Source organism: Streptomyces sp. 351MFTsu5.1 (assembly GCF_000383655.1).
Classification (GTDB): domain Bacteria; phylum Actinomycetota; class Actinomycetes; order Streptomycetales; family Streptomycetaceae; genus Streptomyces; species Streptomyces griseorubiginosus.
Genome location: NZ_KB911793.1, coordinates 97,215 through 116,545 on the forward strand (window position 1 = coordinate 97,215; position 19,331 = coordinate 116,545).

Annotated in this window: 20 protein-coding genes; 10 read left to right on the top strand and 10 right to left on the bottom strand. The window is 71.3% G+C overall.

The window, feature by feature from the left end:
• Nucleotides 1-1,524: a sugar ABC transporter ATP-binding protein gene (locus tag H295_RS0133445; protein WP_020139718.1), complete on the bottom strand. Its 1,524-nt coding sequence runs from the start codon at nt 1,522-1,524 to the stop codon at nt 1-3.
• Nucleotides 1,509-2,651: a substrate-binding domain-containing protein gene (locus tag H295_RS0133450; protein ID WP_020139719.1), complete on the bottom strand. Its 1,143-nt coding sequence runs from the start codon at nt 2,649-2,651 to the stop codon at nt 1,509-1,511. The genes H295_RS0133445 and H295_RS0133450 overlap by 16 nt, the downstream gene beginning before the upstream one ends.
• 367 nt (nt 2,652-3,018) lie before the next feature.
• On the opposite strand from H295_RS0133450, the gene H295_RS0133455 reads away from it, so the two are divergent.
• The 4 genes from H295_RS0133455 to H295_RS0133470 are packed head-to-tail and all read left to right on the top strand — an operon-like array spanning nt 3,019 to nt 6,005.
• Nucleotides 3,019-4,425: an aromatic ring-hydroxylating oxygenase subunit alpha gene (locus H295_RS0133455; RefSeq protein ID WP_043218402.1), complete on the top strand. Its 1,407-nt coding sequence runs from the start codon at nt 3,019-3,021 to the stop codon at nt 4,423-4,425.
• Nucleotides 4,410-4,736: a 2Fe-2S iron-sulfur cluster-binding protein gene (locus tag H295_RS0133460; protein ID WP_234021735.1), complete on the top strand. Its 327-nt coding sequence runs from the start codon at nt 4,410-4,412 to the stop codon at nt 4,734-4,736. Before H295_RS0133455 ends, H295_RS0133460 begins: the two co-directional genes overlap by 16 nt.
• Before the next feature lie 7 nt (nt 4,737-4,743).
• Nucleotides 4,744-4,959, top strand: coding sequence for a hypothetical protein (locus tag H295_RS0133465; RefSeq protein WP_020139722.1), 216 nt, complete (start codon nt 4,744-4,746; stop codon nt 4,957-4,959).
• The gene (locus H295_RS0133470; protein ID WP_020139723.1) at nt 4,956-6,005 is read left to right on the top strand and encodes an NADP-dependent oxidoreductase; all 1,050 of its coding nucleotides are present in this window, start codon (nt 4,956-4,958) and stop codon (nt 6,003-6,005) included. Before H295_RS0133465 ends, H295_RS0133470 begins: the two co-directional genes overlap by 4 nt.
• 34 nt (nt 6,006-6,039) lie before the next feature.
• On the opposite strand, the gene H295_RS0133475 is transcribed toward H295_RS0133470, so the two are convergent.
• The 4 genes from H295_RS0133475 to H295_RS0133490 form a co-directional block, all read right to left on the bottom strand.
• Entirely contained in the window at nt 6,040-6,354 is a 315-nt protein-coding gene (locus tag H295_RS0133475) for a putative quinol monooxygenase (protein ID WP_020139724.1), read from the bottom strand.
• Between the two features lie 78 nt (nt 6,355-6,432).
• The gene (locus H295_RS0133480) at nt 6,433-8,169 is read right to left on the bottom strand and encodes a PEP-utilizing enzyme (RefSeq protein WP_020139725.1); all 1,737 of its coding nucleotides are present in this window, start codon (nt 8,167-8,169) and stop codon (nt 6,433-6,435) included.
• 94 nt (nt 8,170-8,263) lie between these two features.
• Nucleotides 8,264-9,085 (bottom strand): SDR family NAD(P)-dependent oxidoreductase, encoded by an 822-nt coding sequence (locus tag H295_RS0133485; protein WP_020139726.1) that lies wholly within the window; start codon nt 9,083-9,085, stop codon nt 8,264-8,266.
• A complete protein-coding gene (locus H295_RS0133490) occupies nt 9,082-10,377 on the bottom strand; it encodes an aromatic ring-hydroxylating oxygenase subunit alpha (RefSeq protein WP_020139727.1) in 1,296 nt (431 codons plus the stop codon). The genes H295_RS0133485 and H295_RS0133490 overlap by 4 nt, the downstream gene beginning before the upstream one ends.
• A 155-nt stretch (nt 10,378-10,532) precedes the next feature.
• Between H295_RS0133490 and H295_RS0133495 the strand changes: the two genes are divergently transcribed.
• The 4 genes from H295_RS0133495 to H295_RS0133510 all read left to right on the top strand — a co-directional run bounded on the left by H295_RS0133495 (nt 10,533) and on the right by H295_RS0133510 (nt 14,588).
• On the top strand, nt 10,533-11,003 hold the full coding sequence (locus tag H295_RS0133495) for a VOC family protein (protein WP_234021736.1): 471 nt from the start codon (nt 10,533-10,535) through the stop codon (nt 11,001-11,003).
• Between the two features lie 80 nt (nt 11,004-11,083).
• Entirely contained in the window at nt 11,084-12,088 is a 1,005-nt protein-coding gene (locus H295_RS0133500; RefSeq protein ID WP_234021737.1) for a thiamine pyrophosphate-dependent dehydrogenase E1 component subunit alpha, read from the top strand.
• Between the two features lie 5 nt (nt 12,089-12,093).
• Complete coding sequence (locus H295_RS0133505) at nt 12,094-13,119, top strand: alpha-ketoacid dehydrogenase subunit beta (RefSeq protein WP_020139730.1); 1,026 nt, start codon at nt 12,094-12,096, stop codon at nt 13,117-13,119.
• Between the two features lie 5 nt (nt 13,120-13,124).
• Entirely contained in the window at nt 13,125-14,588 is a 1,464-nt protein-coding gene (locus tag H295_RS0133510) for a dihydrolipoamide acetyltransferase family protein (protein ID WP_028809986.1), read from the top strand.
• 8 nt (nt 14,589-14,596) lie between these two features.
• On the opposite strand, the gene H295_RS0133515 is transcribed toward H295_RS0133510, so the two are convergent.
• Nucleotides 14,597-15,202, bottom strand: coding sequence for a TetR/AcrR family transcriptional regulator (locus tag H295_RS0133515; protein ID WP_020139732.1), 606 nt, complete (start codon nt 15,200-15,202; stop codon nt 14,597-14,599).
• 143 nt (nt 15,203-15,345) lie between these two features.
• Here H295_RS0133515 and H295_RS0133520 point away from each other — a divergent pair, with 143 nt between their 5' ends.
• Nucleotides 15,346-16,011, top strand: coding sequence for a TetR/AcrR family transcriptional regulator (locus tag H295_RS0133520; RefSeq protein WP_020139733.1), 666 nt, complete (start codon nt 15,346-15,348; stop codon nt 16,009-16,011).
• A 47-nt stretch (nt 16,012-16,058) separates the two neighbouring features.
• Here H295_RS0133520 and H295_RS46015 read toward each other — a convergent pair whose 3' ends face one another.
• On the bottom strand, nt 16,059-16,616 hold the full coding sequence (locus tag H295_RS46015; RefSeq protein ID WP_158691092.1) for a TetR/AcrR family transcriptional regulator: 558 nt from the start codon (nt 16,614-16,616) through the stop codon (nt 16,059-16,061).
• Nucleotides 16,617-16,671: 55 nt separating this feature from the next.
• Here H295_RS46015 and H295_RS0133530 point away from each other — a divergent pair, with 55 nt between their 5' ends.
• Nucleotides 16,672-17,523 (top strand): patatin-like phospholipase family protein, encoded by an 852-nt coding sequence (locus H295_RS0133530; RefSeq protein WP_020139735.1) that lies wholly within the window; start codon nt 16,672-16,674, stop codon nt 17,521-17,523.
• A 190-nt stretch (nt 17,524-17,713) separates the two neighbouring features.
• On the opposite strand, the gene H295_RS0133535 is transcribed toward H295_RS0133530, so the two are convergent.
• Nucleotides 17,714-18,868, bottom strand: coding sequence for a thiolase family protein (locus H295_RS0133535; protein WP_020139736.1), 1,155 nt, complete (start codon nt 18,866-18,868; stop codon nt 17,714-17,716).
• The gene (locus H295_RS0133540; RefSeq protein ID WP_106961006.1) at nt 18,865-19,308 is read right to left on the bottom strand and encodes a Zn-ribbon domain-containing OB-fold protein; all 444 of its coding nucleotides are present in this window, start codon (nt 19,306-19,308) and stop codon (nt 18,865-18,867) included. Before H295_RS0133540 ends, H295_RS0133535 begins: the two co-directional genes overlap by 4 nt.
• Nucleotides 19,309-19,331 lie beyond the last annotated feature (23 nt).

Consider the following 19,331-nt stretch of genomic DNA (forward strand, 5'->3'; position numbering starts at 1 on the left):
TCACTCGGTTCCTTCCATGGCGTGCACGAGCGCGGACTCGGTGATGTCCGGGCCGCTGATCTCCCGTGCGATCCGGCCGTCCCGCACCACCAGGACGCGGGTGCACAGGGCGAGGAGGTCCTGGGTGTCGGAGGAGGACACGAGGACGCCCGTCCCCTCCTCGGCCTGCCGCTCGATCAGGTCGTAGAGCTGGAGGCGGGTGGCGATGTCCACGCCGGCCGTGGGCTCGCACAGGGTCAGCACGGGCGGGCGCTGGGCGAGGCAGCGGGCCATGACGACCTTCTGCTGGTTGCCGCCGCTGAGCGTGGTGATCCTGGCCGTGCGGCCGGCGGTACGGACGTCGACCCGGCTGATCCAGTCCTCCGTGAGGGCGGCCTCACGGCGTCGGCGCAGCCGTCCGGCGCGGGTCCGCAGCCGGTCCAGGAGCGGCAGGGTGAGGTTCTCGCTGACCGAGAAGTCGCCGATCACGCCCTCGGCCGCCCGGTCCGCCGGGACCAGGGGCAGGCCCAGGGCACGGGCGTCACGCGCCTCGGTCCACCGGGTGGAGCGTTGGGGGAGGCGCAGTCTGCCGGTCACGCGGCCGGTATGGGCCCCGCAGACCGCGTACGGCACGATCTCGTGGCCGGAGCCGACCAGTCCCGTGACGCCCAGGCGTTCGCCCCGGGCCAGGTCGAAGCCGACTCCGCGCAGCGGCCCGGCCCACAGGTCGCGCACCTCCAGCACGGGATCGCCGGCCGCGGGGAAGGACGGCGGACGGTGGTCGGTGTCCATCTCCTCGCCCGCCATCAGCGCGGCCAGCGAGCGCGGGGTGAGGTCGGCGACCGGGCGGGTGGCGATCCGGCGTCCGCCGCGGATCACGGTGACCCGGTCGGCGAGCGCGAAGATCTCGTCCATGCGGTGCGACACGTACAGCACCCCGGCTCCCGCGGCGCGGACCTCGCGCACGATGTCGAACAACCGGGCCACCTCGCCCGGCGGCAGCACGGCGGTGGGCTCGTCGAGCACCAGGACGCCACGCCGGCCCTCCCACCCCTGGAGCGCCGCGGCGATGGCCACCACCGTGCGCTGGACAGGGGTGGCCGTCGCGAGGGGGCGGCGCACGTCGATGCCGAGGCCGAAGCGTTCGACCAGGGCGTGCGTGCGCCGCTCCATCTCCGGCCAGTCGATGTTGCCGAAAGCGGTGCGGGCGAAGCCGTGACGCAGGGCGAGGTTGTCGACGGCGCTCAACTCGCCCACCAGGCCCAGCTCCTGGTGGACGAAGCGCAGGCGGTCGTGGCGGGAGGCCGCCACCTGGCTCAGGTCGAAGGGCTCACCGTCGAGTGCGGCCACCGCACCCGGCTCCGCGTGGTGGTATCCGGCGAGGATCTTGATGAGGGTGGACTTGCCGGAGCCGTTCGGGCCGATCAGGGCGTGGATCTCGCCGGGCGCCACCTCGAGGTCGACGTCCGTCAGGGCCCGGGTGGCGCCGAATCGCTTCGACAGGGCGGCCACCCGCAGCAGCGGCCCGGTCAACTCACGCCCCACAGCGCCTTGAACTGGGCCTGGTAGTCCTCGACGATCGGGAAGTCCCCGATGGTCTTGGGGAGGTTGTCCTTGGTGATGAGCATGTTGGGCAGCACCGCCTGCTGGTCCACGTCCATGGACTGACCGGTGAAGTGGCGGGCCAGCGCGTCGACCTGGAGCCAGGAGGTCTCGTGCGAGTTCAGGGCCATCGCGGCGTCGCTGAGCCCGCTCTGGATGTACTGGTAGTTCTGTCCGTCCCCGACGTTCACGGCGAGATGCTTGCCGGTGATGCCGGCCGTCTTGAGCGCGGCCGGGACGCCCACGTTGAGCAGGCCCAGTGAGAACACGACGTGGGTCACCTTCGGGTGGGAGCGCAGGTACGACACCACCCGGTCCGGCATGTCCTTGCCGATCGCGGTGATCGGGACGTCCACGGTGTCCAGTCCGCACCCGGCGCACCACTGCTTGTACTTGGCGGCGAAGGTGTCCTTGACGGGCTTGAGGATGGTGTAGGCGGGCAGGTCGAAGTAGACGGTGTCGGCCTGGGCGTTGCTGTCGGCGACCACCCAGGAGGCCAGCATCTCGCCCTGGACGGCGACGTCCTTGGGCCCGTTCTTGAGCAGGGAGACCCCGCCGCCCACGACGTCGTCGGCGTTCGACTGGAGGACGGGGATGCCCGCCGCCTTCAACTGGGCGAGCTGCTTGGCGTACACGGCGCGCGGGAACCCGGAGGAGACGACGGCGTCGGGCCTGTCGCGCAGCGCCTGCTCGTAGGCGCTCTGGACGGACTCCGGGGTGCCCTGGGTGGCGATCTGGCGGACGTGCCAGCCGAGTTCGTTGGCGCCCGCGGTGAAGAAGTTGGCCAGGTCCTGGCAGGACTGCACGCCGCACAGGATGAAGTCGACGGTCTTTCCGGCGGGGATGCTCTTGCCGACCGGCCGGGTGACCGGGATCCGGTCCGGGTGCGCGGAGTACTTCGCGACGGCCTTGCGGGCGGCGGTCAGGCCGGGGGAGTCCGGAGCCGCGGCTGTGGCGGAGTCGGCGGCCGGTGTCGTTCCGTTGCCGCACCCCGCCAGGGCGAGCAGGGCGGTGACGGGGACGATCGCGGTCAGGGCGCGGCGGGCCGCGCGACGGGGTCTGGAACTCATCGTTGAGCACTCCCGTGGTGTGTCGCCTGTGCTGTCGCGGCCCGGGACGTCCCGCGTCGGCGGTGATCGGCCCCGGTCAGGCGAATGGATGGCGTGTCGCGCCGGGCGGGAACGCCACGGCACCGGTCCGGGACCGGTCGGAGATCGTCCCGGGATCGAGAAACTTTTGAGGCACTACAGTCTCAAGTGGGTCGGAGTGTGACACGCCCTGACGGCCTTGGGGAGAGGGTCGTCGCAAAAAGTTGCTGGATACCAGCTCGGCAGGGGGTCGGTGAAGACAGTGCGGGGTCGTTGACCGGCGCGACTGTTGCTCCTGGCCGTAACTCGTAACTACACTCCATCTAAAGTTTCTGCCGGAGGAGAGATGATGGACGAAACATCGGAGCCGGCCACCGCCCGCTGCCCGGGCCCCACCGTCCAGGACTACCTCGGCCAGGACAGCCGCCCCGTGCCGGCCGCCCTGAGGTACGAGCACAACGACCACCTCGGCAGCGAGGACATCGACACCGCCCGCTTCACCTCCCGCGAGTGGGCCGAGCGCGAGATGCGGCAGGTCTGGCGGCGGGTGTGGCAGTTCGCCTGTCTGGAGAGCGAGATTCCCGAGGTCGGCGACCACGAGATCTACGAGATCGGCGACGACTCCCTGATCGTCGTACGCACCGGGCCCGAGGAGATCCGCGCCTTCGTCAACGTCTGCCTGCACCGCGGACGCAAACTGCGCACCGGCGGCGGCAACGTCAGCGAGTTCCGCTGCTCCTTCCACGGCTTCGCCTGGAACCTCGACGGCACCATGCAGAGCCCGCCCTGCGCCTGGGACTTCCCGCACGTCGTCCCGGAGAAGTTCGCCCTTCCCGAGGCGCAGGTGGCCACCTGGCGCGGCTTCGTGTTCATCAACATGGACCCGTACGCCGAATCCTTCGACAACTACCGCGGCACCTTCGACGACTACTACATCTGGCCGCTGGAGAACCGCTACAAGTCCCTGCACATCGCCAAGGTGCTGCCCTGCAACTGGAAGGTCGCCCAGGACGCGTTCATCGAGTCCTTCCACGTGATCGCCACCCACCCGCAGATGCTGCCGTGGCTCGCCGACGCCAACTCGCAGTACGACGTCATGGCGGACCAGCCCCACTGGAACCGGATGATCAACATCCAGGGCGCGCCCAGCCCGCACGTGGCCGACTCCGTCACGGAGGAGGACGTCCTGGAGACCTTCTACGACTCGCGCGCCTTCTACGCCGCCGCGCAGGGCCGCGACCTCGTCATGCAGGAAGGCGACGAACTCCCGGCGATCCCGCCCGGCGGCACCGCCCGCCAGGTCCTCGCCGAGCGCATGCGCGCGCAGCTGGCGGCCACCTCGGCGCAGGACTTCTCACAGACCCCGGACACCGAACTGCTGGACGCCATCAACTACTTGCTGTTCCCCAACTTCAACCCCTGGGGTGGCGCGAAGTCCAACATCATCTACCGGTTCCGGCCCCACGGCTTGGACCCCGACTCCTGCACCGCCGAGATCATCTTCATGTCGTCCCCGAAGCAGCCCGGCGAGAAGCCCGCCCCCGCGAAGATCCGATGGGTGCCCGAGGACATGCTCTTCGCCGACATCCCCGAACTCGGCGTCCTCGGACCCGTCTTCGACCAGGACTGCGAGAACCTCCCCTACGTCCAGCAGGGCCTGAAGGCGATGCGCAAGCCCGGCATCACCCTGGCCAACTACCAGGAGAGCCGCATCCGCCACTTCAACCGGACACTTGACCGGTGGATGGAGAAGTGACCCACCGGGTGGCGGTCAGGCCCTCCGGCATCGAGCTCGACGTCCTCGACGGAGAGGACCTGTTCAGCGCCGCCCAGCGCCTCGGCTACCGCTGGCCCACCGTCTGCGGCGGCAGGGGCACCTGCCGTACCTGTTTCGTCCAGGTCGACGAGGGCGCCGAGAACTGCTCGCCCGTGGGCCCGCTGGAACGCGAGGGCATCGAAGCCCTGCGCAGGCCGGTGGACGGCCTGACCCGGCTCGCCTGCCGGCTCCGGGTCGAGGGCCCGGTGACCGTGACCAAGCGCGGCGTGCGCCGCCGAGTGCAGGAGTGAGACCCCCATGTCCAAGCAAGTGATCCACCCCCTCACCGGGCACGTGTACCGGCTCACCGCGGACGGCCTGGTCGAGGTCACCGACCCCGCGACCGGCGCGCAGGGCCTCTTCGACTTCCAGGCCCGCTGGCAGTCCGGCGAACTGCGCCACGCCGACCTCCAGATGGCCGGCTGGGTGGGCCGCCTCGCCCGGCGCCGTACGCCCCCGCAGCCGGAGCGATGACCACCGTGACGCCCCGCAGCACCCGGGTGGTCACGCTGGTGCGCCGCCCCCACGGAGAACCGCTCACCAGCGACTTCGCCGTGGCCGAGCGCCCGCTCCCGCCCCTGGGAGAGGGCCAACTGCTCGTCCGCAACCTGTACATGAGCGTCGACCCGTCGATGCGCGGGCGCCTGGAGAGCACCGAGAAGCACTACACGCACAACTTCACCCCGGGCTCGCCGCTCGACGGCCGCGCCCTGGGCGTGGTGGAGGAGAGCCGCTGCGCCTCGGTCCCGCCGGGCACGTACGTACGCCATCAACTCGGCTGGCGGGAGCGGGCCGTGCTGGACGCCGCGGACACCGACGGCGCCGGGCGCATCGACCCCCGGCTCGCCCCGCTGCCCACCTGGCTGGGGCTGCTCGGCCAGACCGGGTTCACCGCCTACGTGGGCCTGACCCGGATAGCGGCGCTGCATCCCGGGGACACCGTCTTCGTCTCGGCGGCGGCCGGGGCCGTCGGCACCGCCGCCGGCCAGTTCGCGCGGCTGCTGGGAGCGGACCGCGTGGTCGGGACCGCCGGCGGCCCGGACAAGTGCGCGCTGCTGGTCAAGGAGTTCGGCTACGACGACGCCGCGGACCACCGTGCCGAGCCGGTCCGTGACGCACTGGCGCGCATCGCGCCCGACGGCATCGACGTCTACTTCGACAACGTCGGCGGCGAGCAGCTCGCGGCAGCCCTGCACGCGCTGCGCACCGGCGGCAGGGTCGCCCTGTGCGGGATGATGTCCCAGTTCGGCGGCGACCGGCGGACCGAGGGCCGGCGGACCGTGGACATCAACCATCTGATCCAGGCCGTCCTCAAGCGCCTGACCCTGTCCGGCTTCATCGTCCGCGACCACGACGACCTGCGCCCCGAGTTCGAGCAACGGGTCGCGGGCTGGCTCGCCGAGGGCCGCGTCACCGCACGCGAGACGGTCGTGGACGGGCTGGAGAACGCCGCGGGGGCGCTGCTGTCCCTGCTGGAGGGCGGCAACGTCGGCAAGATGCTGGTGCGGCTGGGTGACTGAAACGAAGACGGCGCCCCCGTCGGGGGCGCCGTCTTCAGCGCATGGGCCGGGACTCCGCGACCGTGTGGACGTCCAACGAGACGCCGACCCGGGTCAGCCCGGCCGACGCCGACCTGAAGTCCTTCATGTGCGCGGCCTTGAAGTGCTCGTCGAGAGCCTGTTGCGAGACCCACCGCTCATAGACCCGGATACGCCGCTCGTCGTCGGGGTCCGCCGTCATGGCGTAGTCGAGGCAACCCGGCTCTTCGGCGCGGGTCCGGTGTCCCAGCGCGACGAGATGTCCCAGCATCGTGTTGCGGTCACCCGGCTCGTAGTCCATCCAGCCGGCGACGATGATTCCCTCGGTCATGCCCCTCACGCGTTCCTCTCGCGCTCATGACCGAGGACCCGCCACCGATGGGGAGACGATGACGGGCCCCCGGCGTACTCAACCGCCGAGCGGTACCGGGACGCTGTCCACGGTGACCGTGCCCCGCTCGCCGTCGACCGTGATCACCATGCCGTCCCGCAGCCGCCGCGTCCCGCCCTCGACGGAGATCACCGCCGGGATGCCCAGTTCACGACAGACGACCACGGCGTGGCTGTTGAGCGCGCCCACGTCCACCACGGCCGCCCCGGCGACCAGGAACAGCGGGGTCCAGGCCGCGTCGGTGATCGGTGCCAGCAGCACCTCGCCCGGCTCCAGCGCCTCGCAGGAGGCCGGGTCGGTGACCACCCGCACGGTGCCGGTGTACGTGCCGTGGCTGCCGCCCACCCCGGAGAGCACATCGCCCTCGACGGCGGCCGGGGTGCGCTCCTCGGCGCGGCGCGGCCAGCCGTCGATCTCGGTCTGCGCGTCGGCGGCGACGAAGAACGGCGGCTCCAGCTCGTGCAGGCCCGCGTACTCCTCCAGCCGTCGCGCGATCACCGGGCCGAAGGACTCCGGGGCGGCGACATAGTCGTCCAGCTCGGTGTCCAGCAGCATCATCACGTCCTCGGGCCGGGCGAACAGTCCCGCCCCGACTCCGCGGCGGCCCAGTTCCCGTATCGCCATGCGGATCTCGTTGACGACGGTGACGCAGTTCGCCTTGGTGCGCTCGCGGGCCGGGATCCACACCTGGGCGGCGTGCAGGCCGGCGTCGAACAGGGGCTGCGTCTCCTCGGGCAGCAGGGCCCGGATCTCCCGTGCCGTCCGTTCGCGCCCCTCGGTCAGGCGCCTGCGGCGGGCGGCGGGGGAGTCGGCGTCGGGGCTGTGCCGGATCCGGTCGACCAGGGCGAGGGCCTGGACGGGGGCCGCCTCCCAGGACAGGGCGTGGATGTCCCACTCGTTGGGGCCGCGGTCGCCGGACTCGGCGAGGAACTCCTCGAAGGAGTCCCGGAACGCCTTCACATCGCCGGTGGCGGCGTCGAGCGCCTGCTCCACCGCGGCCGGACCCTGGTCGAACAGTGCGCTCAGCTCGGCCGAGGCCGCCACCTGACGGGACAGCGTCCACAGCCCGGTCGACGGGGAGGCGGAGTCCACGTCGCCCAGTCCGCCGATCAGGTCGAGCATGGCGCCGGGCCGCTCCACGCTCGCACAGAGCGGACCGAGGATCGCCGGCCCGACGGAGGCGGGCAGCGACGACTCCACGTGCCGCTGGAAGGTCGTCTCCACCTCGTCCAGCAACGACCGTGCGTGCGCCACCAGTTCGGCGTCGGACAGGGCGCTCGGGTCGGGGCGCGAGCGGCGCAGGGCGCGCAGTCGCTCACGGTCGGCGTCGGCCTCCGGGAAGCCGGACTGGCCGAGCATCCGCTGGAGGGTCGCGCCCGCCCTGGCGGTCAGCTCCTCGTCCAGGTCGTCCGGGTGCGCCACGTAGACCGGGGTGTCGGAGCGCTGGCCGACGAAGGCCGCGTCGATCTGGTCCGCGGTCTGGCCCATCCGGATGCCGAACAGTCGCATGTGGGACAGGTTCAGATAGAAGTGCCCGCCGAACATCCCGACGAACGGCGGCCGGGGCCCGGCCACTTCCTCCTCGCGGTAGATGCCGAAGCCGACGAAGCCGTTGCGCCACCCTTGCAGACCCCGCCCCCAGACCAGGGTCCAGCCCAGCGGGCTGGCCGGATCCGGCAGGGTCTCGCCCGCGTTGGCCCGGGTGTAGTGCGGCAGCCGCTCACTGCGCTGCCAGTCCGTGATCCAGCTCTTCATGACCGAGATCTCCCGCTGTCCGTACCCACGCCCGCCCGTGCCCGTTCCACGCCTGCCGCTACGAGTGCGCCTACCACTGCGCCTACCACTGCGCCTACCACTGCGCTGTCCCGCCGTCGACGCTGATCAGGGTGCCGGTGATACCCGCCCCCGCGTCGCTCGCGAGCAGCGAGGCGACCGCCGCGATCTGCTCGACGGTGGTGATCCTCTTGGTGGCGGCGTGCTCAGCGAACCGGCCCAGCCACTCCTCGTACGAGATGCCCTCGGCCTCCGCCGCGGCGGGACCCGCGGCCCGCATGAGGTCGGTGTCGACGGCGCCGGGGCAGATGGCGTTGCAGGTGATGCCCTGGGTGCCGTACTCGAAGGCGGTCGCCTTGGTCAGTCCGTGGATGGCGTGCTTGTTGGTGATGTAGTGGCTGATCGCGGGCTTGTTGGCCTGCTTGCCCTCCACCGAGGAGATGTTGATGATGCGTCCCCAGCCGCCGTCCAGCATCTTCGGCAGGGCCCGGCGGGTGCCGTAGAAGTAGTTGTTGACGTTCAGGTCCAGGGCCGCGTGCCAGGCCTCGTCGCTGAGCTGGTGGATCGGCGCGAAGCCGGAGCTGCCGCCGGCGTTGTTGACCCAGATGTCGAGCCGCCCGAAGCGCTCGGCGGCGAAGTCCGCGAGGGCCTCGATGTCCTCCTGACGGCCCGCGTCGCAGGGGTGGAAGACGGCCCGGTCGCCGGCGTCCATCTCCTCCAGGGCCTGCTTGCCCTTGATCTCGCTGCGGCCGCTGACGACGACCGTCGCGCCGTCGGCCAGGAAGGCCTCGGCGATGGCGCGGCCGATGCTGCGCGTGCTGCCCGTGATCACCGCGACACGTCCGTCGAGGCTGCCCGTAGCCACCATGGTGTTCTCCGAGTGTGGTTGGTAGGTCACCTGGCGGCTCTGGGGGCTGTGTCCAGGTGCTGGTGAATGGTGCGGTGGAAGTGTTGGAGGCCGGGCTCGTTGCGTCCGAAGACGAAGTCGGTCCCGGCGAGGGCCTGGAGGCCCTGCTGGACTCCGTAGGTGGTCGCGTAGTCCTCGTCGCGGACCACCTCGTGGAACCACTCGCCGAACCGGTCGGCGGCCTGGCGTTCCTCGTCGGTGACCGCCGGTTCGCGCAGCAGGATGATCTGCTGGGTCACCGACTCGGTCGCCGTGCGGGGCAGGACCAGGGAGACCGCGATCTTCTGGCGCCAGCCGCCGGCGATCGCGAGGCCCGGGAAGAGCCAGTAGATGGGCCCGACGCACTCCCCGGGATCGCGCTGCTCAGGCGGCAGTTCGACCGCCCGCGCGATGGGGCGCAGGGCCGGTGCGATGCGCTGGTGGGGGCCCCAGGTGTCGTGGGCCATCATGTTCGACAGGTTCGTCTCGAACACCGTCTTGGGGTGCAGTGAGGCGAAGTGGTACGTCTCCAGGTACCCGTCGAGGGTGACCTTCCAGTTGGGGCTGGTCAGCTCGCTGGTGGAGTAGTGATGGCACTCCGCGAGACGCAGTCCCTCCAGAAGGGGCCGGAGGTCCCCGAGCCAGGCGTCCAGGTCGGGTTCGGCCGCAGGGTCGAGGGAGACGAAGACGATTCCGGCGCGCTCCCCGGCCGGGAGCCGGATGAGGCTGCGGCCCTCGCGCGGAACCTCGCCGAAGGTCTTCTCGGCGTACACCCCGCGCAACTCCCCGGCCAGGTCGTACGACCAGGAGTGGTAGGGGCAGGTGAGCCGCTTCGACACCCCGCAGCCGGGTTCGAGGAGCTTGGCCCCGCGGTGCCGGCACGCGTTGATCATCGCGTGTACGGCGCCCCGCCGGTCCCGGGTGATCAGCACGGGGATGCCGAGCACGTCGATCGCCTTGTAGGTGTTCGGGCCGGGAAGCTCGCTGGACATGGCGAGCGGCAACGGGACGCTGCGGTGGACCGCGTCCGTCTCGCGCCGCCAGCGGTCGGCGTCGAGGTAGTGGGCGACGGGTTCCGTCCACTGCTCCCCGGCCTCGTGCGTGGTGTTGTCGCGGTAGTGCGCCATCACCCGCTCGACGAGTTCGGCAGCCTCCCGGCGCATCGTCACGGCCGCCGGGTCGGTGGACCGGTCCTGGCTGATCCACGACGCGTATTCGGGGGTCGGGGGAGCCGGCGGGGCCGAGGCCGGGGAGCCGCGCCCTTCGGCTGTCTCCCGGATCTCCGGCGAACTGGTCTGGACCACGATGTCCTCACAATCCTCCCAGCCGCGAGCCGGTGACCGGCCTCGTGACGCAACAGCTGGGCTGTGTCCGAAACTGCAACAGGACTTAGTGTGGTCTGTCAATAGAAAGTGTCGAAGTTGCCGTTCGGCGTCACGTGGGGGTGGGTGTGATGGTCATGACCCTGCCGTTCGAGGTGGGTGTGGTGGTGCGCGACCTCGGGGTGATGGAGCGCTTCTACTGCGATCTGATCGGCTGTCGCGCCGAGCGCCGCTCGCGTGTGCCGGAGTCCGTGGGTGGCTCCGCCGGGCTCGGCGGCGAGCTGGAGGTGGTCTGGCTCGGGGTGCCGTCCGGGGGGTGCGTGAAGTTGATCCGACCCCGGTCGGCGCCGGTGGAGGTGTCTGCGGAGGCCTGGTCGGCCGGGCGTCCCGGACTGTCGTATCTCACCTTCCATGTCGACGATGTGGACCCGGTGGTGGCAGTTCTGGCGGCCGCCGGGGCCCGGCCCCTCTCGGACCCCGTCGTGGTTCCCGCGCACGGCCGCCGGATCAGCTTCTGGGTCGATCCGGAAGGCAACGTCGTCGAGTTGGTGGACGCGCGGGGCGGCCGACCGGATCGGGGCATAGTAATTAGAGACACTCTTCAGTAAGGTGCCCCCAGCCGGTTACTGTAGACCGGCACAAGTAAGTCCGATTGCTTGGCAACCTCCCTCGGACGAAGGGGCGGACGATGGCTCAACGAGCGTCGACGGCATCGAAGATATCCGCGCAGGTCAGCACGCAGGTGGTCAAGGACCTGCACGAACGCATGGTGCGTATCCGGCTGTTCGAGACCGAGGCGGGAAAGCTCATGGAGGCCGGCAAGCTGCCCGGCTTCCTGCACCTGTACGTCGGCCAGGAAGCCGTCGCCGCCGGCGTGATGGCGGCCCTGCGCGACGACGACCAGATCACCTCCACCCACCGCGGCCACGGACACGCCGTGGCCAAGGGCGTCGGCTTCCGCGAGATGTACGCCGAGCTCTACGGCAGGGTCACCGGCGCCTGCCTCGGCCGCGGCGGCAGCATGCACATCAACGACCTCGGCCGCGGCATGCTCGGCGCCAACGGCATCGTCGGAGCCGGTGTCCCGATCGCCGTGGGCGCCGCCTTCGCCGCCCGGTACAAGGGCCGGGACAGCGTCGCCGTCACCTTCTTCGGCGACGGCGCCACCAACATCGGCGCCTTCCACGAGGGCGCCAACATGGCCGCGATCCTCGGCTTGCCGGTCGTCTTCGTCTGCGAGAACAACGGCTACGCGGAGTTCACCCCGCAGTCCGGGCACATGCTGCTCACCGACGTCGCCGACCGGGCCGCCGCCTACGGCATGCCCAGCGTGATCGTCGACGGCATGGACGCGGTCGCCGTCCACCGGGCCGCAGCCGAGGCCGTCGCCCGGGCCCGGGCCGGCGCGGGACCGATGATGATCGAGGCCAAGACCTACCGCTTCTTCGACCACCAGGGCGTCAAAGGCCTGCGACACCCCTACCGCTCGGACGAGGAGGTCGCCGAGTGGAAGACCCGTGACCCCATCGACCTCATCGAGGCCCGGGCCCTCGCCGACGGCACCGCGAGCCGCGCCGAACTCGACGACGTATGGCAGCGCACCCGCGAGGAGATCGCCGAGGCCGTCGCGTACGCCGAGGCGAGCCCGCTGCCCGACCCGGCCGACCTGCTGCTGAACGTCTACTCGGGATGAGCGCCATGACCACGATCACCGAAGCACCGGCCCTCGCCCCGAACCCGGGGGCCCGCAAGCTCACCTACGTCAAGGCCTTCAACGAGGGGCTCGCCCAGGCCATGCGCGAGGACGAGAACGTCTTCGTCGCCGGCGAGGACGTGGCCGGATACGGCGGCGTCTTCCGCATGTTCGACAACCTCCTCGACGAGTTCGGCCCCCGCCGCATGATCGACACCCCGATCTCCGAAGCCGCCCTGGTCGGCCTCGGCGTGGGAGCCGCCGCCCAGGGACTGCGCCCGGTCGTCGACCTCATGTTCATGGACTTCATCGGCGTCTGCCTCGACCAGATCGTCAACCAGGCCGCGAAGATGAAGTACATGTTCGGCGGCGCGCTGTCGGTGCCGCTCACCATCACCACCGCCTCCGGCGCGGGCCTCGGCGCCGCCGCCCAGCACAGCCAGTCCCTGGAGGCGTGGCTGGCCCATGTGCCCGGCCTCAAGGTGGTGATGCCGTGCGACGCCCACACCGCCAAGGGCCTGACCGTCTCGGCCATCCGGGACGACAACCCGGTCGTCGTCATGCTCAACAAGGTCCTGCTCGGCAGCACCGGCGAGGTGCCCGAGGAGATCTACGGCATCCCGCTGGGCCAGGCGCACACCGCCCGACAGGGCTCCGACGTCACCGTGATCGCGCTGGGTCGCATGGTGGGCGAGGCGCTCGCGGCGGCCGACGAACTCGCCGCCGAGGGCGTGGAGATCGAGGTGATCGACCCGCGCACCGTGCAGCCGCTGGACACCGAGACGATGTTCGCGTCCGTGCGCCGCACCAACCGGGTGCTCGTGGTGCACGAGGCCGTCACCTTCGGCGGGCTCGGGGCGGAGATCGCCGCCCAGATCCAGGACGTGGTCTTCGACCACCTGGACGCGCCGGTCCTGCGCATCGGCGCCCCCTTCTCACCCGTGCCCTTCTCACCGGTCCTGGAGAAGGCGTACGTGCCCGATCGCGCCCGCATCGCACAGGGCTGCCGGCGCCTGCTCGAAAGGTCGTGACCGACGTGGCGGTCGAGGTTCTGCTGCCGAAGATCGGCCTGACCATGCAGGAAGGCACGATCGACGAATGGCTGGTGCCCACGGGCGCCGTCGTCACGGAAGGCGAGGCGTTGCTGCGGCTGGCCACCGACAAGGTGGATGTGGACGTCGAGGCGGAGGCCGGGGGACTGTTCCACCCGGTGGTGCCGGCGGGCACGACCGTCCCGGCCGGGGCACTCATCGGGTGGCTGCTGGCGGAGGGCGAGCGGCCACCGGAAGGCGCGGACGAGCCTGCGCCGCCCACGAAAGCTCCCCCGGCCGCCGCCCTCGGTGCCGGCGCCCCGGCCATCGTCTCCGGTCCCGGCGCCCAGGCTGCCGCCCCCGGTGCCGGCGCCCCGGCCATCGTCTCTGGTCCCGGCGCCCAGGCTGCCGCCCAAGGTGCCGGCGCCCCGGTCGGTGCCCCCGGCGGCCCGGCCACCTCACCCGGTCCCGGTGCCCCCGCCGCTCACCCCGTGAGCCAGCGCCTGTTGTCCTCCCCGAACGCCCGGCGGGTCGCCGCGGCCGCCGGCGTCGACCTCGCCGTCGTACGCGGCACCGGGCCCGGCGGCCGGATCGTCTCCGAGGACGTGGAAGAGCACGTGGCGGCATTCCCCGCACGGGCCGCCGGTGCCTCCTCGCCGCTGGTCCGCAAGCTCGCCAGGGAACGGGGCATCGACCTCGCCGAGGTGAACGGCACCGGACCGGGCGGGCGGATCCGCAGGGCGGACCTGGAACCGGTCGCCCCCGCCGCCGTCCTCACCAGCTCCACCGTCATCCCCCTCACCGGGATGCGCGGCACCATCGCCCGCCGGATGCACGCCAGCCTCCAGGAGATGGCCCAGCTGACCCACGGCTACGAGGTCCGGATGGACGCCGTGGTGTCCCTGCGGGACCGGCTCAAGGAGGAGTGGACGGACAGCGGCCTGCCGGTGCCCAGCATCAACGACTTCCTCCTGAAGGCCGCCGCCCTGGCCCTGCGCGAGCACCCGCTGCTCAACGCGACGGTCCGCGAGGACGGCATCCACCTGCTCGACGACATCCACCTGGGCTTCGCGGTGGCCGTACCGGGCGGCCTCATGGTCCCGGTGATCGAGGACGCGGCGGCACTGCCCCTGACCGGGATCGCCGAGCGGACGAAGGCCCTTGCCGAGGCCGCGCGCACGGGGCGCATCTCCCCGGCGCAGCTGGAAGGAGCCACGTTCACGGTCACCTCGCTCGGCGGCTACGGCGTCGACTTCTTCACGCCCGTCATCAATCCCGGCAATGTCGCGATCCTCGGCGTGGGCAGGCTCAGGGACGGCGTCGAATGGGCGGACGACAGACCGCTGCGAACGCGGGTCCTCACCCTGAGCCTCACCTTCGACCACCGCGCGGTCGACGGGGCCCCGGCCGCCGAATACCTGCGCACGCTGGGGGAGTTGCTGAGCAAGCCGCTTCGCCTGCTGGTGTGAGCCGCGGTTCAGGTGGCAGGGTCGGCGATCCGCTCCGCGAGCTCGCCGACCTCGCGGACGAACGCGCGGTGGCCCAGCGACCGGTACACGTCGTCCCCCCGGACCTGGGAGATCGCCGCGGTCTCCAGCAGCGCCAGCAGGCCGAGGCCGATCACGGCCGCCTCGGCGTCGGAGACGGACCCCCGCGCCTTGCGGATCAACCGCACCAGCTCGTCCAGGACCTCCGTACGGCTCTCCTGACGCAGCGCCTCCGCGTCCTGGCTCATGCCGGCCGACGACACGAAGAACACGGTGGCGGCGGAGCGGTGCTCGCCCATCCAGGCCAGCAGGGAGGTGACCGACGCGCCGATGTCCGCGCCGGGATCATGGACCTCGGTGATCTCCCGCAACTGCTCGCGCAGCGCCGCGGCGAACGCCCGCATGGTCTCCGCCAGGACCTGGTCCTTGGAGGAGAAGTGGTAGTACACCGCCGCCGACGTCATCTCGGCCCGAGCGGCGATGTCGGCCACCGTCACCTCGTCCGGCGGCTGGGTGGCGAACAGCTCCGTGGCCGCCTCGATCACCCACTGCTTGCGCGAGGGTCGGTGCGCGGCGCGGGTTCCGGATGTCGTCATGATGTCAAGTATGCCGGGCGGAGGGTGCCCCGGAGGCCCACGCGCAGCAGGAATTCCGCCGACGGGGGATCGGAGTTACTGGATACACTGGTCAGTACGGACGGATCCGGGACGCGGGTTCACGGCGGCGGGCAGGGAGCATGATGGCGGCCACGACGAAGAACGGCAAACAGCCCGCCCACCGGCCCTCGCGGCGGCAGCACATCATCACCGCGGCCGTGCGGGTGTTCGGCCGCAACGGCGTCGCGGAGACCAGCGTCCAGGACATCGCCGACGAGGCCCAGGTGGTCCCGACCGCCGTCTACTACCACTTCGACGGCAAGGAGGAGCTGCTCGAACTCGCCATGCGCCGGGTCTTCGACCAGCTGAACGCCGTCGTGGAGGCGGCCCGGCCGGAGTCCGAACCGGGTGACGCGGAGGGCCTGGTGCGGGTCATCGACGCCGTGTGGGAGTGGGTGGAGAAGAACCCGGACGAGGCCCGCCTCTACCAGGTCCAGGTCGCCTCGGCCAACGGCAGCGTGAAGGTGCTGCGGGACGAGTTCGAGCAGCGGCACATCCAGCGCGGCTACGACTATCTGCCCGAGGGCACGACGCGCAGCCCCCGCGCCGCCAAGGCCCGGCATGCGGCACAGGCCCTCGCCGTCCGCACCCTGATCAGCACGACGATGCTCGTCACCGCGCTCCGGGCGGAGGGCGGACCGCTGTCCCAGCTGCCCTCCCGGTCCGTGCTGGAGGCGGTGCGGGCCCTGGCGCTGCGGATCGTCGCCGCCGAGCAGACCTCGGCGAAGCCGGCGGCGTCGCAGGGCTGACGGGGTGTGTCGTGACCGGTTCGGTGAACGGCACACCTGGCTGACCATCAGAGTCCCGTAGAGACTCCCATGACTTTCAGGACTCGCCGCTGAAGGGCGGTCGTGTCGGCTGTCTGCCCGCCGACGGCTGTGTGCCACAGGAGGTACAACAGGCCGCTTTCGGCGCGCAGGCGCACGTCGGGCGCGGTGCCGGCCACTCTTTCCAGCCGGACAGTGAGGCCGTCGAGCATGGGGGTGAGCTTGGCCTCGATGGCCACGCGTGCCAGTTCCGAGTCCGGATCGGCAAGGCAGGCGGCGAACAGCCTGCCCAGGCCGTGGGGCACGGCGTCGCCGATGCGTTCAAGGGCGGTGACCAGATCCGCAAAGGGATCACCGGTGTCTTCCGTCTCGTGCTGGGTCACGTCGGCCCGGAGGGCCGCCATGACCAGCTCCTTCTTTCCCGCCCAGCGCCGGTAGAGCGCACCGAGGCCGATGCCGGCCGACTCGGCGACGTCCTTCATCCGCAGTCCGTCGTAGCCGCGCTCTTGAAGGAGAGCAAGGGTGTGTTCGAGGGCGACACGGTCGATGTCGGCTTGGCGGGGGCGGCCCCGGTGCACAGGCTGCATCCGTTTACGGTAACGTAGATTATCGGAAATCGTGATTACCGGAAAGGTGGTTCCTGTGGCTCCCCCGAACCCGACCCGCGCGCTTGTCCTCGGTGGTGGCGGCGTCACCGGCATAGCCTGGGAAGTCGGCCTGCTCGCGGGTCTGCTCGACGAGGGCATCGACCTCCGCACCGCGGACACGGTGATCGGAACCTCCGCCGGCTCCTTCGTCGGAACGAACTTCACCTCCGGCACGGACTGGGAAGCGCTCTTCGCCGACCAGGCGCGCGCCACCGACCACGAACCGGTGCTGCGGACCGACCCGGCCGTCTACGAGGGCTGGGCAGAAGCCTTCCGCTCCGGCGCGGGCGCACCCGAGGCGGTGGGCGCCGGCTTCGGCCGGGTGGCCCGGAAGTTCGGGGCGAACGTCTCCCCCCGGATGCGCCAGGCTGTGGTCCGCGCGCGCCTGCGCACTGACCAGTGGCCGGCCACCATGCGGGTCGCCGTCACTGACGCGGACACCGGTCGTCTTGAACTGCTCGGGCCCGAAGCGGGGATCGCGATCGAAACCGCCACGGCAGCCAGCGGTGCCGTTCCCGGCATCTGGCCCAGCGTGCACTTCGGCGGGCGCGAATGGATTGACGCCGGCATGGTCTCCGCCGCAAACGCCATCCTTGCGGCCGGCCACGACCGCATCGTCGTCCTGGCCCCCATGCCCGAAGGGCACGCAGGCATCCCCAGCGCCCAGGACGACGTCGCCCGCCTGAGCCGGCGTGCGCAGACCGTGCTTGCCACACCCGATGCCACCAGCCGCGCCGCCATCGGGCCAAACCCCTACGACCCGGCCCGGGCCAAACCGGCCGCCGACGCCGGCCGGCAACAAGGCCGCGCCCTCGCCCCCGCCGTCGGAGCCGTGTGGGCATACTGACCTCGACGCATGAGAGGCCAGTTCCGTCCGTCGAGAGCCAGGCCCGTCCCGGCGAGGAATCCGCCCCGGGGTGCCATGCCGGTACTGCAACGGAGTAAGCAGACCAGCACGATCGGCGCCTTGAAGTGAGTTCACCCTGGCGAGCCGGAAGTCAGTAACTCCACCACAACGCGGAGTCCGTCGGCGTCCCTCACACCGTCAGGACCGCGCACGCGCTGATCCCGGGCGCCCCGTACACGTGGGTGAAGCCCACCCGTGGCGAGCCCGGCACCTGCGGACCGGGCGCACGGCCCTGCAACTGCCGTACGACCTCATGGAACTGGCGGAGCCCGGAGGCCCCCACGGGCTCACCGGCGGCCAGACAGCCGCCGTCGGTGTTGACCGGTATGCGGCCCGTGGGATCCGTGGCCCCGCCGGCCAGCAGCTCCTCCTGCTCGCCATGGCCGCACAGACCCGTCTCGGCCAGGTGGATCAGCTCCGAACCACTGTCGGTGTCCTGGAGCTGGGCCACCTGGACGTCCGCGGGCCGCACCCCCGCCGTGCGGAAGGCCGCCTCCGCGGCGTCGACGCTGGGGCTGCGGTGCGGACCCGGTGTCAGCCAGGGCGAGAACACCTCGAACGAACCGAAGCGCCGGGTCCGGAAGGCCAGCGACGCCAGCCTGACCGGCCGTTCGCACAGGTCGAAGGCGCGGTCGCCGCGTGCCAGGACCAGCGCGGCCGCGCCCTGGCCGGGCGAGCAGAACATGTACTGGGTGAGCGGAGGACTGACCTCGGCCGAGTCGAGGATCTCCCGCTCGGTGAGCGGTTTGCGCCGCCAGGCCAGAGGATGGTGCGAGCCGTTCCGGAAGGCCCGCGCGGCAACCGTCGCCAGCGCCTGCTCCGGGATCCCGTGCTCGTACAGGTACCGCTGGGTCTTCAGCGCGAAGAACTGGGTGGTGAGCATCATGCCGGTCACGGCGTACCAGTCGCCCAGGCCGTAGCGGGCCGGGGAGACGTGGAACGCGCCGCGCTCGTGCTTGTCGAAGCCCACCGCCACTCCCAGGGGGGCCTCGCCCGCGCGCAGCGCGTCGGCCACCGCGAGCACGGTGGAGGCGCCAGTCGCGCAGCCGTTCTGCACGTTGACGAACGGCAGTCCCGTCAGGCCCAGTCGGCCCACGAGCGTGTCGGGCTTGCCGGACACGTCGGAGCCGCCGGCCGCGAAGCCGATATCGTGCCAGGCGACACCGGCGTCGGCGAGCGCCTCACGCACCGCACGCTCGGCCATGTCCATCGCGCTGACGCTCTCGTCGCGGCCGAAGGGAGTCCTCCCGCAGCCGACCACATACACCTCGTCGCGTCGGCTCATCGTTCCTCGTCCCGCTCCGGGCGGAACGCGAAGGTGATGACCTCGGTGCCGTCCTCGTCCTCGTACGCGGTCACCGTGGTGAGCCGGACCGGCAGACCGATCCGGATCTTCTCGCGGGGTACCGCCAGGCGCGCCTCGACCAGCACCTCACCGAGGTCCACGTAGCCGAGGTGGTAGGGGCGGTGGCCGCCGACCGGTGACCGGTACGGCGGCTTGGGCGGGAACGCCTGGAGCGTCCATGACCACACGCGTCCGCTCACCGGCAGCACGTGCGCGGACATCGTCCCGTGCGCGCAGCGGGGGCACGAGTCCTGCCGGGGGAAGACGACCGTGGTGCACCCGGAGCAGCGGGCGCCCACGAGACGCCGTGGGCCCGCTTCGTCGTGCTCCTGGTCCTCCCGGCTCTCGAACAGCGACTCGTCGATGAGTCTGGTGGTCACGTCGAACCGCCCTTCCACGTCAC